The following is a 25361-nucleotide window of genomic DNA, read 5'->3' on the forward strand; positions in this document are numbered from 1 at the left end:
CAGGGGGCATTCCAAGTGATCGAGTAGTTGCGGGTCGAGGGGGTCCAGCTGGCGCCCGAGCATGGTTTCGGCCGCTTGCCAGAGTTGATCCAGGCCGCTGGCCAACGCCTGCTTGCCGGTCGCGCCGAGCAGCAGGTACGACGCGCCCTGGAAGTCTTCGACCTTGAGCCGGAACACTGCCAGCACCTGGTTGATAGCGGCGATCCGGCGCAGGCGTTCGCGGCGCCGGGGCAACTCGTCGCCCAGGGGGTCGCTCCAGTGCAGGTCTTCGCCGAGCAGCCCGCAGAGTCCGCACATGGCTATACCCCGCTCATGGCATGACGTCGCCGGAGTTCGGGCCCAGGGTCTGGCCGACGAACAGGTTGCCGCCCGGCTCGCTGGCCAGCAGCACAGCGGTCGGCGCCACTTCGTCGGCCAGGCCGAAGCGGCCCAGGGGCAGTTCGGCGGCCTTGGCGCGCTTCCAGGTGTCGCTGATGCCGCCCACCAGCGGCGTTTCGATGGGCCCCGGCGCGATGGCGTTGACCAGCACGTTGTCCTTGGCGACTTCCAGCGCCAGGGATTTGGTGAAGCCAATCACCCCGGCCTTGGCCGCGGCGTAGTGGGTCAGCTCGGCGCCGCCCTTGATCCCCAGTTGCGAGGCGACGTTGATGATCCGTCCCCAGCCCTGCGCCAGCATGTGCGGCAAGGCGCGCTGGCTGGCGACGAAGACGCTGGTGAGGTCGACGCGCAGCATGTCGTTCCACATTTCGATCGTAAGGTCGACGCAGCGCGCCTGGGTGAGCATGCCGGCGTTGTTGACCAGGATATCGATGCCGCCGAAATGTTCGACGCAACGGTCGACACTGGCCTGGGCGCCTTCGACGGTGCCGACATCGGCCAGGCACTCGAACACTTGCGCGCCGAGGTTGCGGCAGGTGACGGCGGTTTCGGCGAGGCTGACGGCATTGCGGTCGGCCAGCAGCAGGCGCGCGCCTTCAGCGGCATAGGCACGGGCGATGGCGGCACCGATGCCGCTGCCGGCGCCGGTGATCACGGCGCGGCGGTTAGTCAGTTGGGGCATACACAAACTCCTGAAAAAACACAGTACCCAGGTGGGGTCAGTCGGGCCAGCGCACGGTCAGGCCACCGTCGATGACGATGCTTTGCCCGGTCAAATAGCTCGACGCGTCACTGGTCAAAAACTGCACCAGCGACGCCACTTCATCCGCCCTGCCCACCCGGCCCAGCGGAATCGCCCGCGCCGCCTTGGCCAGGCCTTGCGGCCCGAGGGAGTTCTGCGCATCCAGCGATTGCGGCGTCTCGATCAAGCCCGGGATCACCGCATTGCAGCGAATCCCCAACGGCGCCAGCTCCACCGCCAGCGAGCGGCACAACCCCGGCACACCGGCCTTGGCCGCCGCGTAATGGCTGTGTTCCTGCCAGCCATATACGCCGCCGGCAATCGACGAAATCGCCACCAGCGCACCGCCTGCGGGCATATGCCGGGTCGCTGCGCGGAAGGTACGCATCACCCCGGTCAGGTCGACATTGAGCATTTCGTCCCACACCTGATCGGTCATTTCCAGCAGCGGCGCCCGACGCAGCAGACCGGCATTGGCCACCGCGTAATCGAGGCGGCCAAAATGCTGCACGGCCTGGGCCGCCAAGGCGTCCACCGAGGCGCTGTCGCCGACGTCCAGCGGCAGCATCAGGCACTCGCCGCCCGCTTGCTCCACCAAGGACACGGTGGTGCGCGGGTCATGGGGATCGGCCGGGTAATACCCGCCCACCACGGCCACGCCGCAACGCGCATAGGCCACGGCGAGGGCTTGGCCGATGCCGCTGGCGGCACCGGTAATCAAGGCAACTTTACGGTTCATCGAACACTCCTTACTGCACGGTTTCCGGGCGCACATGGCGTGCGGCGAACATCAGCACGCCGGACAAAAAGCACGGCACGGCGCCGAACCACAGGGCGGCGGTCTGCCAGTCGCTGCCGGCGGACAACACTTGCGTCGCGCCGAACCCCGCGACCACCGCACCGATCGGGCCCATGGCATGGATGATTGCGCCGCCGGTGGCGCGGATGCTGGTGGGGAAACTTTCGCTGATAAAAAACAACGCCGCCGAATACGGCCCGATCAGGAAGAACAGGCCCAGGCTGTACAGCCCGACCACCATCGCCATGTTGCTCGGGCCGAACAGCATCCCGGCGAACGATAGCCCGCCGAGCATCCAGCCCAGGCCGATGACATTGCGACGACCGATCTTGTCGCCCATCCAGCCGTGGCTGAGGTAACCGCAGTAACCCACCAGGTTCGACAGCACGAGGATGATCAGCGAGTTCTCGAACGAGATGTGGTGAACGCTGACGATCACCGACGTGCCGAGCACGCTGAACACCTGGATCGCCGCCCAGTTGAGCAACAGCGCGGCGCCGATCACCAGGGTGGCGCGGCGGGCCGGGCCTCGGAAGGCGGCTTTGAGGCCGGCTTTGCTGTGCTCGTCGTAGTCCACGCCATAGGTCACGGCAACGTTTTGCGCTTCACTCACCGCGCCGCTTTTACGCAGCTCGCTGATACGCTGGTGGATCTGGAACTGCGGGCTCTCCTTGAGCTTGCGCGCCATGATCGCAATCACGATGGCCGGGATCGCAGCAAAAATGAAGCACCCCTGCCAGCCGATGATCGGCAGCAACAGCGCGGTCAAACCGGCGGCAATCAGCGCCCCGATCGGCCAGCCGCCCTGCACCAGGCTGTAGATAAACCCGCGACGCTTGGTCAGTCGGGGGTCTTCCGAGGCGCCATACAGCTCGCTCAAATACGTGGCGTTGACGGTTTCCTCGGCATAGCCCAGACCGCCCAACGAACGGATCAGAATCAGCGGCGACTTGCCCCACGCCCCACCGATCGCGGTCAGCGCCGAGCACACTGCGGAACCGGCCACGGTGAAGATGATCCCTTTGCGTCGCCCCAACTTGTCGACAACGGGGCCAATGGCAAACGCCACCACCGCCGTGCCCACCGCCACCCAGGTCGCGATTTCAGCTTGCTCCACCTCGCCCCAGCCGAAGTGCCGGCCGATCTCCGGCAGCAACGTGCCGAACAGGATGAAGTCGTACACCGCAAACACCCAGGCGAAAAATGCGATCCAGGTGGCGAAGCGCACTTCCTGGGACGTCAGTTGCCGGGGTTTCCAGCCAGTCAGGTCAAGCTTGTTGTAGATGGACATGAATCGCGCCTCAAAGGTGGGGGATCAGCTACGCGGTTTGAACCCATCTTGTAGGAGCGAGCTTGCTCGCGAAAATCATCAACGATGACGCGGGCATCCTGGATGCACGCGGCGTTCTCAGGTTTTTCGCGAACAAGCTCGCTCCTACAAGGGCTGGGGATCAGGTACGCGGTTGCCGACGGATAAAGTCATCAGCGATTTCGTCGAAGGTGACGAAGCGCACGCCGGCATGGCTCTGGATGTGTTCGATCAAGCGTTCGAGCATCAGCAGCACTTGCGGGCGGCCGGACACGTCGGGGTGGATGGTCATGGTGAACACCGCGTGTTCGTGTTCGCGGTAGACCCAGTCGAACTGGTCGCGCCACATTTCTTCGAGGTGACGCGGGTTGACGAAGCCGTGGCTGTTGGGCGCCTTTTTGATGAACATCATCGGCGGCAGGTCGTCGAGGTACCAGTTGGCCGGGATCTCCACCAGGTCGGTTTCTTCGCCGCGTACCAGGGGTTTCATCCAGGTGTCGGGGTGCTGGCTGTAGTCGATCTTGGTCCAGCTGTCGCCCTTGCGCACGTAGTAGGGGTGGAAGTCGTTGTGCATCAGGCTGTGGTCGTACTTGATGCCTTTTTTCAGCAGCAGCTCGTTGGTGACCTTGCTGAATTCCCACCACGGTGCGACGTAGCCGGTCGGACGTTTGCCCGTCACTTGGGTGATCAGTTCGATGGACTTGTCGAGCACGATTTCTTCTTGCTCGGCGGTCATCGCGATCGGGTTTTCGTGGCTGTAGCCGTGTACGCCGATTTCGTGACCGCCGTCGGCCACCGCCTTCATCTGCGCGGGAAAAGTTTCCATCGAGTGGCCGGGGATGAACCAGGTGGTGCGCAGGCCGTAGCGCTCGAACAGTTTGAGCAGGCGCGGCGTGCCGATTTCACCGGCGAACAGGCCGCGGGAAATGTCGTCGGGCGAGTCTTCGCCGCCGTAGGAACCGAGCCAGCCGGCGACGGCGTCAACGTCGACGCCGAATGCACAGAGGATGTCTTTAGCCATGGGGGTGTCTCCTTAGATAGTCAGTTGGGATTCGACGGACAGCGCCGCCCGCAACAGGCGTGCGTCTTCCCCCGTCGGGGCGCTGAGCAGCAGCCCGGTGGGCAAGCCCAGGGCGTCGCAGCCGCTGGGCAAGGTGACGCCGGGCATGTCGAGCAAACTGCCGGGCATGGTCAGGCGCAGGGTGGCGAGGTTGGTGCTTGCAAAGCGTTCGTCGTCGACTTCCAGCGCTGCCAGCGCCGGGGCGACATGGGCGACGGTCGGGGTGATCAACAGGGCGCCGTCGAGTTCGTCGACCAGTTGCTGTTGCAGGCGGCGACGCGCGTCGATCAGTTGGAGCAGGCGGCTGGCCGGCAGCGACCGCGCCGCTTCGAGGCGGCGCCGGACACGCGGGTCGAGCCGAGCGGCGTCGGGGCTGTCGAGCAGCGCTTCGTGCAGGGCGAAGGCTTCGAACGCGCCGAGCCAGCCTTGCTGCTGGATCAGTTCCAGGGTGGCCTGGAAGGTGGCGCACGGGCGCACGTCGATCAGCGCGCCGGCGGCGTTGAGTTGCTCGACGGCGCGCAGCAGGTTGTTGCGCACCGCCGGTTGCACGTCATCCAGCAGGCGTTGCTCAAGCACCAGGCGCAGGCCCTTGAGGCTGCGGGCGCGGTGGGTTTGCCGGCGGCCGTTGAGCAGGTCGTCGATGGCCAGCACATCACGCACGCTGCGGGTCAGCGGGCCGAGGCTGTCGAGGGTGCGGGCCAGCGGGAACACACCGTCGCGGCTGTAGCGCCGACTGCTGCTGCGGTAACCGACCAGGCCGTTGAAGGCAGCGGGGATGCGGATCGAACCAGCGGTGTCGGTGCCCATGGCGATGGGCACGATGCCAGCGGCGACGGCCACCGCCGAACCGGACGACGAACCGCCGGGAATCCGCGGCTGGTCACGCCCATGGGGGTTGTGCGGCGTGCCGAAATGCGGGTTCAGGCCAAGGCCGGAATAGGCCAGCTCGCTGAGGTTGGTCTTGCCCACGCTGACCATCCCGGCGCGGCACAACAGGCCCACGCTCGGCGCATCGAGCAAGGCGGCGGGCGCGTCGCGGCGGTAGGCGGCGCCGGCGGTGGTGATGCTGCCGGCCACGTCGAACAGGTCTTTCCAGGCCAGGGGCACGCCGTCGAACACACTCAAGGGCTGGCCGGCGCGCCACCGGGCGGCGGCGGCTTCGGCTTCGCGGCGGGCGCGGTCGGCGGTCAGGGTGATAAACACCGCGGCCGCGCGGCTCGCGTGGTCGAGCGCCTGTTCGAGGGCTTGCACCGGGTCGCTGCGACCGCTGGCGAAATCCTCGGCCATTGAAGTGGCGTCTGACATCAGGTTGACCCTCATAAAACGTACATATTAATAAAATGTACATTTAATAAAGGCAGCTTTCGTGCCAGTCTGTGTCGATGGCTTTTCCCGCGGTTGCGCTTTATCGACCAGAGCGCCGGGCTAGATGGTTTTGTAGGAAGCAAAAAAACCTGGCGCGGACTCTGCAACGCACGCCCAAGCCAATAATGTATCTTTTATTAATAAGTACATTTTAGTGCAGAAAAGTAACAGTCCTAGATTCAAGGCCCCAAAAAAGTGCCACCGACGTGGCGCGGAGTGACAGGCGCATCTATGAGAGAATCCCCGGCTTCGTCCTACATACACCAGACCTCTTTACCTCAGAGAACACGATGAAAGCAGTGTCCGCCTCGGCCTCCCGTTACGCGATGATTCACCAGCTTTTGCGTGACGCGATCGTCAACGGCACCGCCCGCCACGGCTTGGTCCTGCTCGAAGCGCCGCTGGCCGAATTGTTCGGCACCAGCCGCGTGCCGGTGCGCAAGGCGCTGGACCTGCTGCATGCCGAAGGGTTGATCTGCCGTTTCAACGGGCGCGGTTACCTGATCAACCCCGAGGGCGTGGCCATGGAACCGCTGCGCCTGCCGCTGAGCGCTGCGCACCTGGGCCTGAACGACGAGGACGAGTTGGTGGATACACGGCCGTTGGGCGAGCGGATCGTCGAGGAAATCGGCGCGGCGCTGTCCACCTGCATAGCCTTTGGCCATTATCGCCTGGATGAGCAAGCCGCCGCCGACCACTATGGCGTCAGCCGCGCAGTGGTGCGTGAAGCGCTGATGCGTCTGCGCGACCGTGGCCTGGTGGAAAAAGAGCCCTACTCCCAATGGCTGGCCGGGCCGTTGACGGCGCGGGAAGTCACCGAAGACTACGAACTGCGCGCCTGCCTGGAGCCTGAAGCGCTGCGCCAGAGCGCGCCGAACCTTGACCGCGCGCTGCTCGAAGCCATGTTGCAACGCGTGCTCGACGCCCAGGACAGCCCGCAGTGCAGCCTGGAAGCCATCGAGCAGATCGAAGAAGACTTGCACCAACGCTGCCTCGCCGGCCTGCAGAACCGCAAGATCGCCGCGCTGATCCGCCAGGGCCAGAGCCCGATGATCATCAGTCGGATTTTCTATCGCTTGCTGGGGATCGGCGCCGACCCGGCGATGCTCGCCGAACACCGCTTGATCCTTGAATTGTTGCTGCACGGCGCGTTCGATGCGGCGGCGTTGAACCTGCGCGAGCACCTGCAACGGGCGCGGCAGCGGATGTTGCAGCGGTTGAAGGTATTGTCGGTGTTGCCGGAACAGCCCCTGCCCGCCTACCTGCACAAAATCAGCTGACGGCATGCGGTTAACCTTGTGGGAGCAAGCCCCCTCCCACCTTGACCGAGTCTCTGCAGTAATTTCATGCAATATGTTGCTATCTAGCCCCCGCCATTGAAACCGCCGCTGGCCCGCCCCATCTAACTTGCATACTTCCTGATGCAGGTGCCCCATGAGCGACCAGCAAGATACCCCCGATTACGACGCCAACGAATACGCCGACCCTGAAAACGCCGAGGTTCACTCGTCCAATACCGGCCTGGCCCTGCCTGGGCAGAACCTGCCGGACAAGGTCTACATCATCCCGATTCACAATCGACCGTTCTTCCCGGCGCAAGTATTGCCGGTGATCGTCAATGAAGAGCCGTGGGCCGAAACCCTGGAGTTGGTGAGCAAATCCGACCATCACTCCCTGGCCCTGTTCTTCATGGACACGCCGCCCGAAGACCCGCGGCATTTCGACACCTCCGCGCTGCCGCTGTACGGCACCCTGGTCAAGGTCCACCACGCCAGCCGCGAAAACGGCAAACTGCAATTCGTCGCCCAGGGCCTGACCCGCGTGCGGATTCGCACCTGGCTCAAGCACCATCGCCCACCGTACCTGGTGGAAGTCGAATACCCGCACCAGCCGACCGAGCCGACCGATGAGGTCAAGGCCTACGGCATGGCGCTGATCAATGCGATCAAGGAACTGCTGCCGCTCAACCCGCTGTACAGCGAAGAGTTGAAGAACTACCTCAACCGCTTCAGCCCCAACGACCCATCGCCGCTGACCGACTTCGCCGCCGCCCTCACCTCCGCCACCGGCAATGAGTTGCAGGAAGTGCTGGACTGCGTGCCCATGCTCAAACGCATGGAAAAAGTCCTGCCGATGCTGCGCAAGGAAGTTGAAGTCGCGCGCCTGCAAAAAGAACTCTCCGCCGAGGTGAACCGCAAGATCGGCGAGCACCAGCGCGAATTCTTCCTCAAGGAACAGCTCAAGGTCATCCAGCAGGAGCTGGGCCTGACCAAGGACGACCGCAGCGCCGACGTCGAACAGTTCGAACAGCGCCTGGAAGGCAAAGTGCTGCCAGCCCAGGCGCAGAAACGCATTGATGAAGAACTGAACAAACTGTCAATCCTCGAAACCGGTTCGCCGGAATACGCGGTGACGCGCAACTACCTGGACTGGGCAACCTCGGTGCCGTGGGGCGTGTACGGCAAGGACAAGCTCGACCTGAAACATGCGCGCAAGGTCCTGGACAAACACCATGCCGGGCTGGACGACATCAAGAGTCGTATCCTCGAATTCCTCGCGGTGGGCGCTTATAAAGGCGAAGTCGCCGGTTCCATCGTGCTGCTGGTCGGCCCGCCGGGCGTGGGCAAGACCAGCGTGGGTAAATCGATTGCCGAATCCCTCGGGCGGCCGTTCTATCGCTTCAGCGTCGGCGGCATGCGCGACGAGGCCGAGATCAAGGGCCATCGCCGCACCTACATCGGCGCCCTGCCCGGCAAGCTGGTGCAGGCGCTCAAAGATGTGGAAGTGATGAACCCGGTGATCATGCTCGACGAGATCGACAAGATGGGCCAGAGCTTCCAGGGCGACCCGGCTTCGGCGCTGCTGGAAACCCTCGACCCGGAACAGAACGTCGAATTCCTCGACCACTACCTGGACCTGCGCCTGGACCTGTCGAAAGTGCTGTTCGTGTGTACCGCCAACACCCTCGACTCGATCCCCGGCCCCCTGCTGGACCGCATGGAAGTGATTCGCCTGTCGGGCTATATCACCGAAGAGAAAGTCGCCATCGCCAAGCGCCACCTGTGGCCTAAGCAGCTGGAAAAAGCCGGCGTGTCGAAAAACAGCCTGACCATCAGCGACGGCGCCCTGCGCGCATTGATCGACGGCTACGCCCGCGAAGCCGGGGTGCGCCAGTTGGAGAAACAACTGGGCAAGCTGGTGCGCAAGGCGGTGGTCAAGCTGCTGGATGAGCCGGACGCGGTGATCAAGATCGGCACCAAGGACCTGGAAAGCTCCCTGGGCATCCCGGTGTTCCGCAACGAACAAGTGCTGTCTGGCGTCGGCGTGATCACCGGCCTGGCCTGGACCAGCATGGGCGGCGCGACCCTGCCGATCGAGGCGACCCGCATCCACACGCTCAACCGTGGGTTCAAGCTCACCGGGCAGTTGGGTGAGGTGATGAAAGAATCCGCTGAAATCGCCTACAGCTACGTCAGCTCCAACCTGAAATCGTTTGGCGGTGATCCGAAGTTCTTCGATGAAGCCTTCGTCCACCTGCACGTCCCCGAAGGCGCCACGCCGAAGGACGGCCCCAGCGCTGGCGTGACCATGGCCAGTGCGCTGTTGTCGCTGGCGCGCAACCAGCCACCGAAGAAAGGCGTGGCCATGACCGGCGAGCTGACGCTGACCGGGCATGTCCTGCCGATTGGCGGGGTGCGTGAGAAGGTGATCGCGGCGCGGCGCCAGAAGATTCACGAGCTGATCTTGCCGGAGCCGAATCGCGGCAGCTTTGAGGAATTGCCGGAGTATCTGAAGGAAGGGATGACCGTGCACTTCGCCAAGCGCTTTGCGGATGTGGCCAAGGTGCTGTTCTGATCGTCCTTTAGCGCTTGGGCGGGCGTCATCGCGCGCAAGCCCGCTCCCACACTTGACCGAGTACATCCTTTGGAAGGCGGCCAAGATGTGGGAGCGGGCTTGCGCGCAATGGCGTCCGTCGCCGCCCTCTTGTCACACCCTGTCGCATCTTCGGTTATGCTCGCCCTTCGTCGCACATCAACGGAGTCTTCATGACCGCTGCCCGCCTGCTTCTCCCCTTGAGCCTTGCCCTGCTGGCCGCGTGCGCCAGTGCCCCGCAGCAAAACGTCAGCGTGGAAAAACAGAGCGCCTGCCCGCTCCAGCTCAAAAACGGACAAAACCTGATCCTGACCCTGCCAAGCAACCCCACCACCGGCTACCGCTGGGCCATCCAGGATTCCGCCGGCGGCGTGCTGCGCGCCCTGGGGCCCGAGGTCTACAGCAGCACAGAATCCGGCGTGATCGGCGGCGGCGGCCAGTCCACCTGGCGCTTCCAAGCCTTTGCGGCCGGCCAGGGCCGTTTGCGCCTGACCTCCCAGCAACCCTGGGAACCGGAAGCCGAACCGGCCGAGACGTTCGACTGCGCCATCACGGTGAACTGATATGCCATGGCTGATTCTTGCGTTGATGGGCGCCGGCACCTTTATCTACGGCCTGACCGTCCACGCGGCGTTACTGTGCCTGCTGGTCAAACCGTTGCCGGTGCTGGCGCTGCTGGGCTGGCTGCATGATGCGCCGCCGAGCGACTATCGACGCTGGATCAGCCTGGGGCTGATTTTCTCCCTGGTCGGCGATGTGCTGCTGGCGTGGCCGGGCGACTTGTTTATCTTTGGCCTGGGCGCGTTTCTGTGCGCGCACCTGGCGTACCTCAAAGCCTATTTCAGCGACTGCCGACGCTTGGCGTGGCTGCCGTTGGTGCTGGCGCTGGGCGTCGGCGCGATGCTGCTGAGCATCCTGATCGCCCATGGCCTCGGCGACTTGCTGATTCCAGTGGTGGTCTACGCCTTGGTGATCAGCGCGATGCTCTGGCGGGCGCTGGCGCGACTGGGCAGCGCGGTGCCCAAGCGTTCGGCGCTACTGGCGGCGGCGGGGGCCGTATCGTTTGTGGTTTCCGACACGCTGATCGGTATCAATCGCTTTGTGCTGAGCTTCGACGCGGCGCCGTATCTGCTGATCGCCACTTACTGGCTCGGCCAATGGGGCATCACCGCCTCGGCGTTCCATCAGACAACCCGCGCATCCAAGGAGCAACTTGGCTAAAATGCCCGCCTTTCCCCCCTCGTCGCCGGAACAACCGTGAGCAAAGAACCCGATCGCCTATTCGCCCAGCCCCTGCCCCAGGTGCCGGACTTCGCCTTTAACGAAGACGTGGTGCGGGTGTTCCCGGACATGATCAAGCGCTCGGTGCCCGGTTATCCGACCATCGTCGAAAACCTCGGCGTGCTCGCCGCGCAGTTCGCCCAGCCCAACAGTGTGCTGTACGACCTGGGGTCCTCCCTCGGCGCGGTCACCCAGGCGTTGCGCCGCCACGTGCGTACCGACGGCTGCCACGTCATCGCGGTGGATAATTCGACGGCGATGGTCGAGCGCTGCCGCGAGTACCTCAATGGCCAGGACTCGATGTTCCAGGAGTTGCTGCCGGTCCAGGTGATCGAGGGCGATATCCTCGCGCTGCAGTTCCAGCCGGCCTCGGTGGTGGCGCTGAACTTCACCCTGCAATTCATCGCCCCCGATCAGCGCCTGGCGTTGCTCGGGCGCATCCGCCAGGCGTTGTTGCCCGGCGGTGCGCTGATCCTCTCGGAAAAGCTGCGCTTCAATGACCTTGAAGAACACGCGCTGCTCACCGACCTGCACATCGCGTTCAAACGCGCCAACGGCTACAGCGAGCTGGAAATCGCCCAGAAGCGCAGCGCCATCGAAAACGTCATGAAGCCCGACAGCCTCGAAGAACACCGCGAACGCCTGCTGGCGGCCGGGTTCTCGAAAGTCGTGCCGTGGTTCCAGTGTCTTAACTTTGCCTCGTTGATTGCCTTGCCATGATTGATCTGTCCCCCCTCGCCCGCCATCTGGTCGGCACTCCCCTGGCCGTGTGGGCCCAGGGCCTGCAAGCGCAACTCGATAGCAAGATGGAAAAGGGGCATGGCGACCTGGAGCGCTGGCAGAGCGCGCTGGATGCATTGCCGAAGATCCAGCCCAGCGAAGTCGATTTGCTCAATGGCCTGACCCTCGACAGCGATTGCGACGACGCCACGCGCGCGCAGATGCACAGCGCATTGATGGGCCTGTGCCCGTGGCGCAAGGGCCCGTTCCACTTGTTCGGCGTGCATGTGGACACCGAATGGCGTTCGGACTGGAAGTGGTCGCGGGTCGCGCCGCACCTGGACCTGAAGGGCAAGCGCATTCTCGATGTAGGCTGCGGCAATGGGTATTACATGTGGCGCATGCTCGGCGCCGGTGCCGACAGTGTGATCGGCGTGGACCCGAACTGGCTGTTCTTCTGCCAGTTCCAGGCGGTGCAACGTTACCTGTCGGCGCCGAACGCGTGGCACCTGCCGTTCCCGTTCGAGGACTTGCCGGCGAACCTGGAAGGCTTCGACACTGTGTTTTCCATGGGCGTGTTCTACCACCGTCGCTCACCGATCGAGCATTTGCTGGCGCTGAAAGACTGCCTGGTCAAAGGCGGTGAACTGGTGCTGGAAACGCTGGTGATCGAAGGCGATCAGCAACAGGTGCTGGTGCCGGAAGACCGCTACGCGCAGATGCGCAACGTATGGTTCCTGCCATCGGTGCCGGCGTTGATGCTGTGGCTGCGCCGGGCCGGGTTCAGTGAGGTGCGCTGTGTGGATGTGAGCGTGACCACGGTGGAGGAACAGCGGGGGACGGAGTGGATGAAGTATCAGTCGCTGAGTGACTTCCTCGACCCGGAAGACCATAGCAAGACGATTGAAGGGCTGCCGGCGCCGATGCGGGCGGTGATCATCGCCAGGAAGTAACCCCCGATCTCCCTGAAAAAATGAAGATCAAAAATGTGGGAGGGGGCTTGCCCCCGATAGCAGTGTGTCAGTCAGCTTATCTATAACTGACCCACCGCCATCGGGGGCAAGCCCCCTCCCACATTTGCTCATCAGTGTTCTTTAGAGGGCTGGTTTGGCTCTGCGGGCCTTGAAGAACTCGCTCAACACCGTCCCGCATTCCTCGGCCAGTACCCCGCCTTCAAACAGCACCCGATGGTTGAGAAAGCCCTGGGTAAAAAACTGCCCTTGGCTTTGCACAATCCCCGCCTTCGGCTCCAGTGCGCCGTAGACCACCCGCGCAATGCGCGAATGCACGATCAGGCCCGCGCACATGCTGCACGGTTCCAGCGTCACATACAGCGTGCTGCCGGGCAGGCGATAGTTGCTCAGCGCCTGGGCGGCGGCGCGGATGGCGACCATTTCGGCATGGGCGCTGGGGTCGTTGCCGCTGATCGGGTAATTGAAGCCACGGCCGATGATCACACCGTCCTGCACCAGCACCGCGCCCACCGGCACTTCGCCCAACGCCGCGCCCTGTGCCGCCAGGGCCAGGGCTTCGCGCATGAAATCCTGGTCGCGGCTGCGGTCGATGATCGCCGTGGGGCGAAACTGGCGCATCACGCTACCTCGATGGCGGCCATCAGGCCGGTTTCCATGTGGTCGATCACATGGCAGTGGAACATCCACACGCCCGGGTTATCCGCCACCAGCGCGACGCGGGCACGTTCGTTCTTGCCCAGCAGGTAGGTGTCGGTGAAGTACGGAATCACCGTGTGGCGGTTCGAAGCGATCACCTTGAAGCTCATGCCGTGCAGGTGAATCGGGTGCTGGTATTGGGTCATGTTTTTCAGTTCGAAAATGTAGCTTTTGCCCTTCTCCAGCTTGGCAATCGGGCGGTCGGCGCAGGCCTTGTCGGTGATGTCCCAGGCCTGGCCGTTGATCTGCCACAGGCTCGGCGGTTTGCCGTTGTCGACGTTGACCGACACCGAACCGACCCATTCGAAATTGAAGTTGAGTTTCTCGGCGTTGGCCAGGTCCGGCTCGCTGATCGGATTGGCGGGCAGCGCCGGCGGCCATGCGCTCGGCGCGTCGGCGTTGGCCACCGAACGGAACGTGCCCAGGCGCACCGGGCCGTTGCGGATCGACAATTCTTCGCCCGCCGGCGGGGCCTTGATCGCCAGGCAGAGGCGCATGCCCGGGCCGAGCCAGTATTCCTTGCCCAAGGGGCGCGGCTCGATGGGGTTGCCGTCCAGCGCATAGATCTGCGCGTCGGCGTCGGGAATATTGAGGCGATAGGTCAGCGTGTTGTCGAGGTTGAGCAAGCGCACGCGGGTGATCTGCCCGGCCGGCAAATCGATCACCGCCTGGGCCACGCCATTGATGGTCGACAGGCGCCCGGCCGTACCGCCACGCGCCGCTTCACGGGGCACGCTGAAGGCGACAAAGGCGCCCTCTTCGTCGACGTGCCAGCTTTTCAGGCTGAGGGTGCGTTCGTGCTTGAAACCGGTGGGTTCGCGCTCTTCCACGATGAGCGGGCCGACCAGGCCACGGCCGAGTTCTTCGCTGCTGTTCACATGGGGGTGATACCAGTAGCTGCCGGCGTCGGGCACGCGGAACTTGTAGTCGAAGTATTCGCCGGGCAACACCGGCAATTGCGAGACGTAGGGCACGCCGTCCATTTCCAGCGGCAGGCGGATGCCATGCCAATGGATGGTGGTGGCGACCGGCAGGTGGTTGATGAAACGCACCCGCAGCCATTCGCCCTGGCGCACGCGCAGCTCGGTGCCGGGGGCCGACGGGCCGAACGCCCAGGCTTGGGTCTTGTGCCCCGGCACCAGTTCCACATCGAGGGGCGCGGCGATCAGTTCGTAGTCGTGTCCCGCCTCGGCCTCGGCGACTTTCCCCAGCCAGTAGCGGTAGCCGCCACCGGCACCGACGCCCACTACGGCCAGGCCGGCAAGACCACCCAGGATTTGTCGACGGGAAAAGGATCGGGACACAACAACCTCACGTATCTGCTGCGGGCCGAGGGCCTGCAAAGGGCAGATACGATACACCTGCGACGGCTAAACAGTAAGACTTCGCATTGCCGCATGCCAAAAACACCGAGGACTGATGTGGGAGGGGGCTTGCTCCCGATTGCGGTGGGTCAGCTATAGATGAGTTGACTGACACACCGCTATCGGGGGCAAGCCCCCTCCCACATTGGATCTTCATTGCTTTTAGTGTTTGGCAGCGGCCAGGATCAGGGCCTTCATCTCGGCGACCGCACCTTTGAAACCGACGAACAGCGCATGCGCCACCAGCGCGTGGCCGATGTTCAGCTCGTTGATGCCCTTGATCGCCGCCACGGCTTCGACGTTGTGGTAATGCAGGCCATGGCCGGCGTTGACGATCAGGCCTTCACGCAGACCTTGGGCCACGCCGTCGATAATGCGCTGCAACTCGGCGGCGACTTCGCTCGGCGTGGTCGCATCGGCATAACGCCCGGTGTGCAATTCGATGGCCGGCGCACCGACCCGGTGCGCGGCTTCGATCTGGCGCTCGTCGGCGTCGATGAACAGCGAGACTTCGCTGCCGATCTGCGACAGACGCTCCACCGCAGCCTTGATCCGCGCTTCCTGGCCGGCCACGTCGAGGCCGCCTTCGGTGGTCAGCTCCTGACGGGTCTCCGGCACCAGGCAGATATGCGCCGGGCGGATGCGCTCGGCGAACGCCATCATTTCTTCGGTGACGCCCATTTCGAAGTTCATGCGGGTTTGCAGCACGTCCTTGAGCAGCAGCACGTCGCGCTCCTGGATGTGACGGCGGTCTTCGCGCAGGTGTACGGTGATGCCGTCGGCGCCCGCTTCTTCGGCGTCCAGCGCGGCTTTGACCGGGTCTGGGTAACGGGTGCCCCGGGCCTGGCGCAGCGTGGCGACGTGGTCGATATTGACGCCGAGAAGAATGCGATTGCTGGTGGTCACGGAAGCGCTCCTGAAAAGGGGAAAGAAACGCTGCACAGCATACACGGGGTTGTCAGGGCTTTCGAAACAACTCGCGACTGACCAGCGGCCGCCCGCCCAGATGCACGGCCAGGGCCTGGCGCATCAGGCGCTTGGCGGCGGACAAGGCGCCGGGGGCGCTCCAGTCGGCTTCGCTCATGGCCAGCAGCTCGGTGCCCTGGAACAGGCCGGGTTGCAGCAGGTACACACGCTCCAGGCCGGCGTCGACCTGCAGACGATACATGCCGTCGGCGGCAATGGGTTCGCCATGCAGGTCGTTACTCAGTTCGAAGCCATAGCCGAGGTCGTCGAGCAGGCGCCATTCGAACGCGCGCAACAGCGGCTCCAGCGGGCGGCCTTCGGCCAGGGCCAGCAGCGTCGCGGCATAGTGATCGAAGACCGCCGGGTGCGGGTCTTCGGCCGGCAGCAGGCGGATCAGCAATTCATTGAGATAGAGGCCACTGAACAGCGCTTCGCCATTGAGCCAGGCAGAGTTGCCGACGCTTTCCAGGCGGCCGACGTTTTTCAGCTCGCCCTTGCCACGAAACTCCACGTCCAGCGCCACGAATGGCCGCGCCAACGTGCCCGCCTTGCCCCGCGCACTGCGCAACACCGCGCGCAGGCGACCTTGGGGCGTGAGGAAGTCCACCAAGGCGCTGGTCTCGCGGTAGGCGCGGCTGTGCAGCACGTAGGCGGGCTGGCTGGGAGGCGGGGTTGAGGACATGGGTTCTCGTTGCTGGAATGCACTAGTGAAAACGACACAAACCTAATGTGGGAGGGGGCTTGCCCCCGATGGCGGTGGCTCAGTCAAAATATTTAGTGACTGACACTCTGCTATCGGGGGCAAGCCCCCTCCCACATTTTTTGCCCTGCGGTGTTCTTACAGGTCGCCGTAACCCAGGGAGCGCAATGCGCGCTCATCATCGGACCAGCCACCCTTCACCTTCACCCACAGGTTCAGCATGATCTTGGAATCAAACAGCAATTCCATGTCCTTGCGCGCTTCGGTGCCGATGCGCTTGATGCGCTCGCCCTTGTCGCCAATGATGATTTTCTTCTGGCCGTCACGTTCGACGAGGATCAGCGCATGGATATGCAGGGTTTTGCCCTGCTGCTTGAACTCTTCGATTTCGACGGTGATCTGGTACGGCAGCTCGGCGCCCATCTGGCGCATGATTTTCTCGCGTACCAGTTCGGCGGCGAGGAAACGGCTGCTGCGGTCGGTGATCTGGTCTTCCGGGAAGAAGTGCTCGTTCTCCGGCAGGTAGCCGGCGATCACGCGCTCCAGGGCTTCGAGGTTGTGCCCGTGCTGGGCCGAGATCGGCATGATCTGGGCATTCGGCAGTTGTTCCTGCAGCCAGCTCAGGTGCGGCATCAGCTCGGCTTTGTCTTCGATGCGGTCGGTCTTGTTCAGCGCGACGATCAACGGGCCGGTGACATATTGCACACGTTCGAGAACCATCTGGTCTTCGTCGGTCCACTTGGTGCGGTCGACCACGAAGATCACCACGTCGACGTCTTTCAACGCGGCCGAGGCGGTTTTGTTCATGTAGCGGTTCAGGGCTTTCTCGCCGCCTTTGTGCATGCCCGGGGTGTCGACGTAGACCGCTTGTACGGCGCCTTCGGTCTTGATGCCCAGCATGTTGTGACGGGTGGTCTGCGGCTTGCGCGAGGTGATCGCAAGCTTCTGGCCGAGGATGTGGTTGAGCAGCGTGGACTTGCCCACGTTGGGACGGCCGACGATGGCGACATAGCCACAGCGTGTTGCGGTTGAATCAGTCATGGCCATTCTCCACGCCCAGGGCAATCAGTGCTGCAGCGGCCGCTACCTGTTCGGCAATACGACGGCTCACACCCTGACCTCGGCTTTTTTCATTCAATAAGGTGATTTCACATTCCACGAAAAAGACGCGGCAATGGGGCTCACCCTGGATATCCACCACTTCGTAGCGTGGCAGTTCGCACCCGCGGGACTGCAGGAATTCCTGCAGGCGGGTCTTGGGATCTTTGTTGGTGTCGACCAGGGTCAGGCTTTCGATCTCGGACGTCAGCCAGGCGGTGACGCGCGCCTTGGCCGCTTCCATGCCCGCATCCAGATAGATGGCGCCGATCAGCGCTTCAAGGGCGTCGGCCAGGATCGACTCGCGACGGAAACCGCCGCTTTTCAACTCACCGGAGCCCAGGCGCAGGTACTCGCCCAGGCCAAAACCACGGGCCAGCACGGCCAGGGTCTCGCCCTTCACCAGCCGCGCACGCAAGCGCGACAACTGGCCTTCACGGGCTTGCGGGAAGCGTTCGAAGAGCGCTTCACCGGCAACGAAATTGAGGATGGCGTCACCGAGGAATTCCAGGCGTTCGTTGTTACGCCCAGCAAAACTGCGGTGTGTGAGGGCAAGGACCATCAGTTCCTGGTCCTTGAAGGTGTAGCCGAGCAGGTGCTCGAGACGGCTTAGAGAAACGCTCACGGTTTACCCATATCTGTTTGGTGGCACCGGCGGCCATCGACGATTGACGCAGTGTTCAAATTCAAATCCTGATTGGTGCTGCATGAGGCCGGAAATTGTCCCAGCCCCAGAAAAGCATTCGGCGCTGTGATCACAGCGCCGTCTGTATTACTTGATCAGCCCGACCCGCGAGAAGTTCGGCAGGTGGCTGAGCTTGGGTTCCGGCCAGCTCATCCAGACCGCGAAGGCCTTGCCGACGATATTCTGGTCGGGAACCATGCCCAGCAGGTCCTTGGGAATGGTGGGGTCATCCCAATAGCGGCTGTCGTTGGAGTTGTCGCGGTTGTCGCCCATCATGAAATAGTGCCCGGCCGGCACTTTCCATTCGCCATCGGGCATCGCGCGGTAGCGGCTCATTTCCTTGCGGATTTCGTGCTCCACCGCACCGAGTTTTTCCTGATACAGCTCGGCGCTGCCCAGGGTGTTCGGCTCGGCGCCCAGCAGCTTCTCGGCCACCGACTCGCCGTTGATGAACAGCCGCTTGTCGCTGGTATAGCGAATCACGTCACCTGGCAGGCCGACCACACGCTTGATGTAGTTGACGTTCGGATCGCTCGGGTAGCGGAACACCATCACATCGCCGCGCTGCGGGTCACCGATCTCGATGACTTTCTTGTCGATCACCGGCAAGCGGATCCCGTAGGAAAACTTGTTCACCAGGATGAAGTCGCCCACGTCCAGGGTCGGTTTCATCGACCCCGACGGAATCTGGAACGGCTCCACCAGGAACGAGCGCAGCACCAGCACGATGAACAGCACCGGAAAGAACGATTTGCCGTATTCAACCAGCAAAGGCTCTTTGTTCAGCTTCTCGATCACCACGACATCGGGCTGGCTGACGCTGCCCTGATAGGACGCGATAGCGGCCCGCCGACGCGGGGCGAAGAACACCAGATCGAGCAACGCCAGGAGTCCGCAAACGGCAACGGCGATGACCAGCAACAGCGGGAAATTTAGCGACATAGGACCTAACTATCCAACCTGAGCACCGCAAGGAAGGCTTCTTGTGGAATTTCCACGTTGCCCACTTGCTTCATGCGTTTTTTACCGGCCTTTTGCTTCTCAAGCAGCTTGCGCTTACGGCTGACGTCGCCACCGTAGCATTTGGCCAGTACGTTCTTTCTGAGTGCCTTGACGGAAGTCCGCGCAATGATCTGCCCGCCAATGGCGGCCTGGATCGCGACGTCGAACATCTGGCGCGGAATCAGTTCTTTCATCTTCTCGGTCAACTGTCGACCTTTGTAGTGCGCGTTGTCCTTGTGCACGATCAGTGCCAGGGCATCGACCTTGTCGCCGTTGATCAACACATCCAGTTTCACCAGATTAGCCGATTGGTAACGATCGAAATGGTAATCCAGCGAAGCATAGCCGCGACTGGTGGATTTGAGACGGTCGAAGAAGTCCAGGACCACTTCGTTCATCGGCAAATCGTAGGTCACTTGTACCTGGGTTCCGAGGAACAGCATGTCGTGCTGGATGCCGCGCTTCTCGATACACAGGGTAATGACGTTGCCCAGGTGCTCCTGCGGCACAAGAATATTGGCGCGCACGATCGGCTCACGCATGTCTTCGATGGAAGACAGGTCCGGGAGCTTGGACGGGTTGTCGACGTAAATCGTTTCACCGTTTTTCAGCAACAGCTCAAAAATAACGGTTGGCGCGGTGGTGATCAGGTCCAGGTCGTATTCGCGCTCAAGGCGCTCCTGGATGATCTCCATGTGCAGCATGCCGAGGAAGCCGCAACGGAAGCCGAAGCCCAGGGCGTCGGAGCTTTCCGGGGTGTACTGCAACGACGAGTCGTTGAGGGTCAGCTTCTGCAGGGCTTCGCGGAAGTCTTCGAAGTCGTCGGAGCTGACCGGGAACAGGCCGGCGTAGACCTGCGGCTGGATGCGTTTGAAGCCCGGCAGCACGTCGACGTCAGGGGTGCTGCTCAAGGTCAGGGTGTCACCCACCGGCGCGCCGTGGATGTCCTTGATGCCGGCGATGATGAAGCCGACTTCACCGGCTTTCAGATCAACGGTGGCGGTATGCTTCGGGTTGAACACACCGACGCTGTCCACCAGGTGGATCTTGCCGGTGGATTTGACCAGGATCTTGTCGCCTTTCTTCACACGGCCATGGCGCACGCGTACCAGGGAGACAACCCCCAGGTAGTTGTCGAACCAGGAGTCGATGATCAACGCCTGCAGCGGATCTTCGATGTTGCCGGTAGGCGCGGGGATGGTCTTGACCAGGCGCTCGAGCACTTCGTCGACGCCCAGGCCGGTCTTGGCGCTGCACTCGACGGCGTCGGTGGCGTCAATGCCGATGATTTTTTCGATTTCTTCCTTCACGCGGTCCGGATCGGCCTGCGGCAGGTCGATCTTGTTCAGCACCGGCATGACTTCCAGGCCTTGCTCGATGGCGGTGTAGCAGTTGGCCACGGACTGGGCTTCGACGCCCTGCCCCGCGTCCACCACCAGCAGCGCGCCTTCGCAGGCCGCCAGGGAACGGCTGACTTCATAGGTGAAGTCGACGTGGCCGGGGGTGTCGATGAAGTTCAGCTGGTACTTGATACCGTCTTTGGCGGTGTAGTACAGAGTCACGCTGTGGGCCTTGATGGTGATCCCGCGCTCGCGCTCGAGGTCCATGGAGTCCAGTACCTGGGCTTCCATTTCACGCTCGGCAAGGCCGCCGCACATCTGGATGAATCGATCGGCCAGCGTCGACTTGCCATGGTCAATGTGGGCGATGATGGAGAAATTGCGGATATGACTCAAATCACTCACGGATCAACACTCAAAAAGGCTGCAGGCAGACTGCCCGCTGAAAAATAGCCGGGAATTGTACCTGATGCTCGGGCAGGACGTCATCTTTGCTGACCAGAACAAAAATGCCCCGATCTCTCGAACGGGGCATTTTTTGCTCATAAGCGCAGGCTCACCCGGCGCGGCGCAGCAGCCAGAACCCGGCCAGGGCGCAGATCGCGGTCGGCACCAGCACCGCAAACAGCGGCGAGAAGCCGAACACCAGGCTCGACGGGCCAAGCAAATCCTGGGCAATACGGAAGGCAAAGCCCACCAGCACGCCGGTGAAGACCCGCTGACCGAGGGTCACGGAGCGCAACGGGCCGAAGATGAACGAGATCGCCATCAGCACCAGCGCGGCGGTGACCACCGGCTGCAGCACCTTGACCCAGAACGCCAGCCAGTAACGGCCGTTATTCAGGCCCTGATCCTTGAGGTAGTGGATATAACTCCACAAACCGGAGATCGGCAGGGCTTCCGGGATCATGACCACGGTATTGAGCAGTTCCGGCTTCAGGGCGATGTCCCATTGCTCGGTCGGCACACTGATCACTTCGGTGCTGGCCTTGATGCCTTGGCCCACATTGCGGAAGTAAGTGGTGGTGACATCACTCAGCGTCCATTTCTCAGCACTGTACTGCGCGCGCCTGGCGAAACTGGAGGTCAGCATGTGCCGCTCTTTGTCGAACGTGTAGCGCGTCACACCAATCAGCAGGCCGTCGGGCTGCACGGCGTTGATGTGGATGAATTCATCACCCTGACGGTGCCACAGGCCGTGCCTGGCGCTTTGCGCATCGCCCGAACCCTGGGCCAGGGCACGATTGGCCTGGGCAGTGGCTTCGGACGGTGGCGCCACGTACTCGCCGATCAGCACGCTGCACGCCATCAGCAACAGCATCGGTTTCATGACGGCCCAGACGATACGGCCGATGGAAACCCCGGCCGCACGCATGATCGTCAGCTCGCTGTTGCTGGCCAGGCCGCCCAGGCCGATCAGGCAGCCGATCAACCCGGCCATCGGCATCATTTCGTAGAGACGACGCGGGGCGGTCAGCGCCACGAAGCTCAATACGTCCGTCACGGTGTAGGTGTCGGTGACGTTGCCCACTTCATCAATGAAGGCGAACAACGACGCCAGCCCGAGAATGATGCCCAACACCGCCAGGATGGCGATCAGTACGCTGCTACCGATGTAGCGATCGAGCTTAGCCACGAGCCAACTCCTTCTGGCCACGACGGCTCTTCATTTTCAGACGTATAGGTTCCCAGTAGAGCAGCCCGAGGCCGATCATCAGGAAGACCCCGTGTACCCACCACAGGCCCAGGGTCGGCGACAGCTTGCCCTTTTCCAGGGAACCACGGGCGGAGATCAGGATGGTCAGGTAGGCCATGTACAGCAGGATCGCCGGCAGCAGCTTGAGGAAGCGGCCCTGGCGCGGGTTGACGCGGGACAGCGGCACGGCCATCAGCGTCACGATGAACACCAGCAACGGCAGGGAAATACGCCATTGCAGCTCGGCGATGGAGCGCAGTTCCGGGCTGCCGAAAAGCGACGACGTCGGGAGTGCATCGCGGTCGGTGACTTCTTCGCTGATATCAGGACGAGCCAGCATTACGCCATAAGTGTCGTATTTGATTGCCCGATAATCCGCCAGGCCCGGGCTGCCGTCATAGCGATAGCCATTTTCCAGGATCAGGTAACGGCTGCCGTCGGGGCGAACTTCCTGCCGGCCGCTGTCGGCCACCAGAATCGAAATGCCACGGTCTTTCTGGTTCTGCCCAAGGTTTTTCTGGGAAATGAACACGCCGCCGAGGTTGGCGCGGTCATCGGTCATGGTTTCGGTGTAGGTCACCCGCGTGCCGTCGTTGAGTGCCTGAAAGCGCCCGGGCTCGAGGGTGTCGAACTCAGTCATCGCGTCCTGTTTGTTCAGCAGCAACTGGAACTGCATGGCACCTTGCGGCGCCAGGCTCATGCTCAACCAGGCCACCAGCAGGGCAACACCGGCGGCCGGCACCATGGTCATGGCCAGCAGACGCTGCTGGCTCATGCCGGTGGCCGAAAGCACAGTCATTTCACTTTCAAGGTACAACCGGCCGTAGGCCAGAAGAATGCCGAGGAACAGGCCGAGCGGCAGAATCAGCTGCAGAAAGCCAGGCAGGCGAAAGCCCATGATCAAGAACAGCGAGCCCGGATCCAGGGCGCCAGAAGCCGCCTGGGCAAGGAACTTGACGAAACGACCACTCATGATGATGACCAGCAATACCGCGCTCACGGCACTCAGGGTCAACAGGACTTCGCGGGACAGATAACGGAAGACAATCAAACCAGACACTCCAGGGTTGTCAGGCTAAGGCGGCCAAACAAGCAAGCATAACGAGTCGGCCCGTTTAAACAGGCCGGCTAAAAAGATTGCGCATTATCCTGTGATTGACCGCGCCTGTCACGGAGCTTACTCATGCGCGTACACAAAGCCTGCGGCAAGGGTTGTCAGGCTCCGCCGCCGAGGTTCAAACTGCGGCCTTTGTCGCTGGCGGTTTACACGGCTGCCAGGCTTTAAAAGCCGGAGCACACAGACTCCAGGCTCACAGACCTTTATAAGGGACCCGAACATGGAATTGGTTGTAAAAAGCGTTAGCCCCGAAACGTTGAAAACCGCCACCCTCGTGGTCGCTGTCGGCGAAGGCCGCAAGCTCGGCGTTGCGGCCAAACAACTCGACGAACTGAGCGGCGGCGCCATCAGCGCGGTCCTCAAGCGCGGCGACCTGGCCGGCAAGGTCGGCCAGAGCCTGCTGCTGCAAAGCCTGCCGAACCTGAAGGCCGAGCGCGTATTGCTGGTGGGCGTGGGCAAGGACGCCGAACTCGGCGACCGCCCGTTCCGCAAGATCATCAGCGGCATTCTCACCACCCTCAAGGGCCTGGGCGGCAGCGACGCGACGCTGGCACTCGATGAAATCGTGGTCAAGGGCCGTGACAGCTACGGCAAGACCCGCCTGCTGGCCGAAAGCCTGCTCGACGGCGGCTACATCTTCGACCAGTTCAAGAGCCAGAAAGCCGAACCGCGTGCTTTGAAGAAAGTCACCCTGCTGACCATCAAGGCCGCCCAGGCCGAAGTCGAACGCGCCGTGAGCCACGCCCAGGCCATCGCCGCCGGCATGTCGTTCACCCGCGACCTCGGCAACCTGCCGCCGAACATCTGCCACCCGACCTACCTGGGCGAGCAGGCCAAGGCGCTGGGCAAGGAATTCAAAAGCCTGAAAGTCGAAGTGCTGGATGAGAAGAAGATCAAGGAACTGGGCATGGGCTCGTTCTATGCGGTCGGCCAGGGCAGCGACCAGCCGCCACGCCTGATCGTGATGCAATACAACGGCGGCAAGAAGGCCGAGAAGCCTTACGCCCTGGTCGGTAAAGGCATCACCTTCGACACCGGCGGCATCAGCCTCAAGCCGGGCCTGGGCATGGATGAGATGAAGTACGACATGGGCGGCGCCGCCAGCGTGTTCGGCACCCTGCGCGCGGTGCTGGAGCTCAAGCTGCCGATCAACCTGGTGTGCATCCTGGCCTGCGCCGAGAACATGCCGAGCGGCGGCGCGGCCCGTCCGGGCGATATCGTCACCACCCTGAGCGGCCAGACCGTCGAAATCCTCAACACCGACGCCGAAGGCCGCCTGGTGCTGTGCGATGCGCTGACCTACGCCGAACGCTTCAAGCCACAGGCGGTGATCGACATCGCCACCTTGACCGGTGCCTGCATCGTCGCCCTCGGCTCCCACACTTCGGGTCTGCTGGGCAACAACGACGAGTTGATCGAGCAACTGCTCAGCGCCGGCAAGGCCGCCGACGACCGCGCCTGGCAACTGCCGCTGTTCGATGAGTACCAGGAACAGCTGGACAGCCCGTTCGCCGACATCGCCAACATCGGCGGCCCGAAAGCCGGCACCATCACTGCAGCCTGCTTCCTGTCGCGGTTCGCCAAGAACTTCAACTGGGCGCACCTGGACATCGCCGGCACCGCCTGGACCAGCGGCGGCAAGGACAAGGGCGCTACCGGCCGTCCGGTGCCTCTGCTGACCCAGTACCTGCTGGATCGCGCCAAGGCCTGAAAACCGTGACTCCGGGGCGGCGTTACCGCCGCCTCGGGCTCCAGGAACCGCAATGACCCAAGTTGACTTCTATATACTGCCCAGCGCCGATCCGCTCGCGCGCCTGGACTTTGCCTGCAAACTCACCGAAAAAGCCTGGCGCATGGGCCACCGCATCTACCTGCATTGCAGCGATGCCGCCCAACGCGACGAGCTCGACGCACGCCTGTGGCGCTTCAAGGGCGAAAGTTTCGTGCCCCACGGCCCTGCGGAAAGTGAACCCGACGGCCAGGTGGTCCTGGGCGTAGGCGACAGCTGCGGCGATCACCATGACCTGCTGGTCAACCTCGACCTGAAAGTCCCGGCCTTTGCCAAGGCGTTCGCCCGTGTGGCGGAAGTGGTGGTGGAAGATCCGGCTATTCGTCAGGCCGCGCGGGAGAGTTTCCGTTTCTATCGCGAACAGGGCTATCCTTTGCAGGATCACCGGCTACAACGACTTTGAGTGC

General features: G+C 62.8%; 24 protein-coding genes. 8 read left to right on the top strand and 16 right to left on the bottom strand.

The features are described 5' to 3' along the window. From C8K66_RS21650 to C8K66_RS21675, 6 genes are all read right to left on the bottom strand, one after another. The coding region (locus C8K66_RS21650) for a hypothetical protein (RefSeq protein WP_017844560.1) at window positions 1-297 on the bottom strand (297 nt) is incomplete at its 3' end. Window positions 298-310: 13 nt separating this feature from the next. Continuing rightward, a complete protein-coding gene (locus C8K66_RS21655; RefSeq protein ID WP_017844559.1) occupies window positions 311-1060 on the bottom strand; it encodes an SDR family NAD(P)-dependent oxidoreductase in 750 nt (249 codons plus the stop codon). Window positions 1061-1097: 37 nt separating this feature from the next. Beyond that, a complete protein-coding gene (locus C8K66_RS21660) occupies window positions 1098-1859 on the bottom strand; it encodes an SDR family NAD(P)-dependent oxidoreductase (protein ID WP_017844558.1) in 762 nt (253 codons plus the stop codon). A gap of 10 nt (window positions 1860-1869) precedes the next feature. Beyond that, window positions 1870-3210 carry an MFS transporter gene (locus C8K66_RS21665; protein ID WP_108525900.1) on the bottom strand — a complete coding sequence of 447 codons (1341 nt, stop codon included), beginning with the start codon at window positions 3208-3210 and terminating at the stop codon, window positions 1870-1872. 160 nt (window positions 3211-3370) lie between these two features. Further along, the gene (locus C8K66_RS21670) at window positions 3371-4249 is read right to left on the bottom strand and encodes a polysaccharide deacetylase (protein WP_108525902.1); all 879 of its coding nucleotides are present in this window, start codon (window positions 4247-4249) and stop codon (window positions 3371-3373) included. A 12-nt stretch (window positions 4250-4261) separates the two neighbouring features. After that, window positions 4262-5593, bottom strand: a complete 1332-nt coding sequence (locus tag C8K66_RS21675) for an amidase (RefSeq protein WP_108525904.1) — start codon at window positions 5591-5593, stop codon at window positions 4262-4264. 350 nt (window positions 5594-5943) lie between these two features. Between C8K66_RS21675 and C8K66_RS21680 the strand changes: the two genes are divergently transcribed. The 6 genes from C8K66_RS21680 to cmoB all read left to right on the top strand — a co-directional run bounded on the left by C8K66_RS21680 (window position 5944) and on the right by cmoB (window position 12480). After that, entirely contained in the window at window positions 5944-6933 is a 990-nt protein-coding gene (locus tag C8K66_RS21680; protein ID WP_046384581.1) for a GntR family transcriptional regulator, read from the top strand. A gap of 154 nt (window positions 6934-7087) precedes the next feature. Beyond that, on the top strand, window positions 7088-9508 hold the full coding sequence (gene lon / locus C8K66_RS21685; protein ID WP_017844553.1) for an endopeptidase La: 2421 nt from the start codon (window positions 7088-7090) through the stop codon (window positions 9506-9508). A 191-nt stretch (window positions 9509-9699) separates the two neighbouring features. Next, on the top strand, window positions 9700-10089 hold the full coding sequence (locus C8K66_RS21690) for a protease inhibitor I42 family protein (protein WP_017844552.1): 390 nt from the start codon (window positions 9700-9702) through the stop codon (window positions 10087-10089). A gap of 1 nt (window position 10090) precedes the next feature. After that, a complete protein-coding gene (locus C8K66_RS21695) occupies window positions 10091-10747 on the top strand; it encodes a lysoplasmalogenase (protein WP_046384582.1) in 657 nt (218 codons plus the stop codon). Window positions 10748-10783: 36 nt separating this feature from the next. Then, a complete protein-coding gene (cmoA, locus tag C8K66_RS21700; RefSeq protein ID WP_017844550.1) occupies window positions 10784-11527 on the top strand; it encodes a carboxy-S-adenosyl-L-methionine synthase CmoA in 744 nt (247 codons plus the stop codon). After that, the gene (cmoB, locus tag C8K66_RS21705) at window positions 11524-12480 is read left to right on the top strand and encodes a tRNA 5-methoxyuridine(34)/uridine 5-oxyacetic acid(34) synthase CmoB (RefSeq protein ID WP_102617531.1); all 957 of its coding nucleotides are present in this window, start codon (window positions 11524-11526) and stop codon (window positions 12478-12480) included. Before cmoA ends, cmoB begins: the two co-directional genes overlap by 4 nt. A 141-nt stretch (window positions 12481-12621) precedes the next feature. On the opposite strand, the gene tadA is transcribed toward cmoB, so the two are convergent. From tadA to lptF, 10 genes are all read right to left on the bottom strand, one after another. Next, window positions 12622-13119 carry a tRNA adenosine(34) deaminase TadA gene (gene tadA, locus C8K66_RS21710; RefSeq protein WP_108525906.1) on the bottom strand — a complete coding sequence of 166 codons (498 nt, stop codon included), beginning with the start codon at window positions 13117-13119 and terminating at the stop codon, window positions 12622-12624. Continuing rightward, window positions 13119-14501: a multicopper oxidase family protein gene (locus C8K66_RS21715; protein ID WP_108525932.1), complete on the bottom strand. Its 1383-nt coding sequence runs from the start codon at window positions 14499-14501 to the stop codon at window positions 13119-13121. Before C8K66_RS21715 ends, tadA begins: the two co-directional genes overlap by 1 nt. Window positions 14502-14723: 222 nt before the next feature. Then, window positions 14724-15467 carry a pyridoxine 5'-phosphate synthase gene (gene pdxJ / locus C8K66_RS21720; protein WP_017844546.1) on the bottom strand — a complete coding sequence of 248 codons (744 nt, stop codon included), beginning with the start codon at window positions 15465-15467 and terminating at the stop codon, window positions 14724-14726. A 52-nt stretch (window positions 15468-15519) separates the two neighbouring features. Then, the gene (recO, locus tag C8K66_RS21725) at window positions 15520-16209 is read right to left on the bottom strand and encodes a DNA repair protein RecO (RefSeq protein WP_017844545.1); all 690 of its coding nucleotides are present in this window, start codon (window positions 16207-16209) and stop codon (window positions 15520-15522) included. 156 nt (window positions 16210-16365) lie between these two features. Beyond that, a complete protein-coding gene (gene era / locus C8K66_RS21730) occupies window positions 16366-17268 on the bottom strand; it encodes a GTPase Era (RefSeq protein ID WP_003210432.1) in 903 nt (300 codons plus the stop codon). Beyond that, window positions 17261-17950, bottom strand: coding sequence for a ribonuclease III (gene rnc, locus C8K66_RS21735; RefSeq protein WP_046384585.1), 690 nt, complete (start codon window positions 17948-17950; stop codon window positions 17261-17263). Before rnc ends, era begins: the two co-directional genes overlap by 8 nt. Before the next feature lie 147 nt (window positions 17951-18097). Next, the gene (lepB, locus tag C8K66_RS21740) at window positions 18098-18952 is read right to left on the bottom strand and encodes a signal peptidase I (protein ID WP_046384586.1); all 855 of its coding nucleotides are present in this window, start codon (window positions 18950-18952) and stop codon (window positions 18098-18100) included. A 5-nt stretch (window positions 18953-18957) separates the two neighbouring features. Next, window positions 18958-20757 (bottom strand): translation elongation factor 4, encoded by a 1800-nt coding sequence (gene lepA / locus C8K66_RS21745; RefSeq protein ID WP_017844542.1) that lies wholly within the window; start codon window positions 20755-20757, stop codon window positions 18958-18960. Between the two features lie 151 nt (window positions 20758-20908). Continuing rightward, the gene (lptG, locus tag C8K66_RS21750; protein WP_057004311.1) at window positions 20909-21988 is read right to left on the bottom strand and encodes an LPS export ABC transporter permease LptG; all 1080 of its coding nucleotides are present in this window, start codon (window positions 21986-21988) and stop codon (window positions 20909-20911) included. After that, window positions 21981-23099, bottom strand: coding sequence for an LPS export ABC transporter permease LptF (lptF, locus tag C8K66_RS21755; protein ID WP_046384588.1), 1119 nt, complete (start codon window positions 23097-23099; stop codon window positions 21981-21983). The genes lptG and lptF overlap by 8 nt, the downstream gene beginning before the upstream one ends. A gap of 286 nt (window positions 23100-23385) precedes the next feature. On the opposite strand from lptF, the gene C8K66_RS21760 reads away from it, so the two are divergent. Together C8K66_RS21760 and C8K66_RS21765 are read left to right on the top strand one after the other, a co-directional pair. Then, a complete protein-coding gene (locus tag C8K66_RS21760; protein WP_017844539.1) occupies window positions 23386-24876 on the top strand; it encodes a leucyl aminopeptidase in 1491 nt (496 codons plus the stop codon). A gap of 52 nt (window positions 24877-24928) precedes the next feature. Beyond that, on the top strand, window positions 24929-25357 hold the full coding sequence (locus C8K66_RS21765) for a DNA polymerase III subunit chi (RefSeq protein ID WP_057004309.1): 429 nt from the start codon (window positions 24929-24931) through the stop codon (window positions 25355-25357). Window positions 25358-25361 lie beyond the last annotated feature (4 nt).

It is taken from the genome of Pseudomonas sp. GV105 (assembly GCF_003058185.1).
Taxonomy (GTDB): Bacteria; Pseudomonadota; Gammaproteobacteria; order Pseudomonadales; family Pseudomonadaceae; genus Aquipseudomonas; species Aquipseudomonas veronii.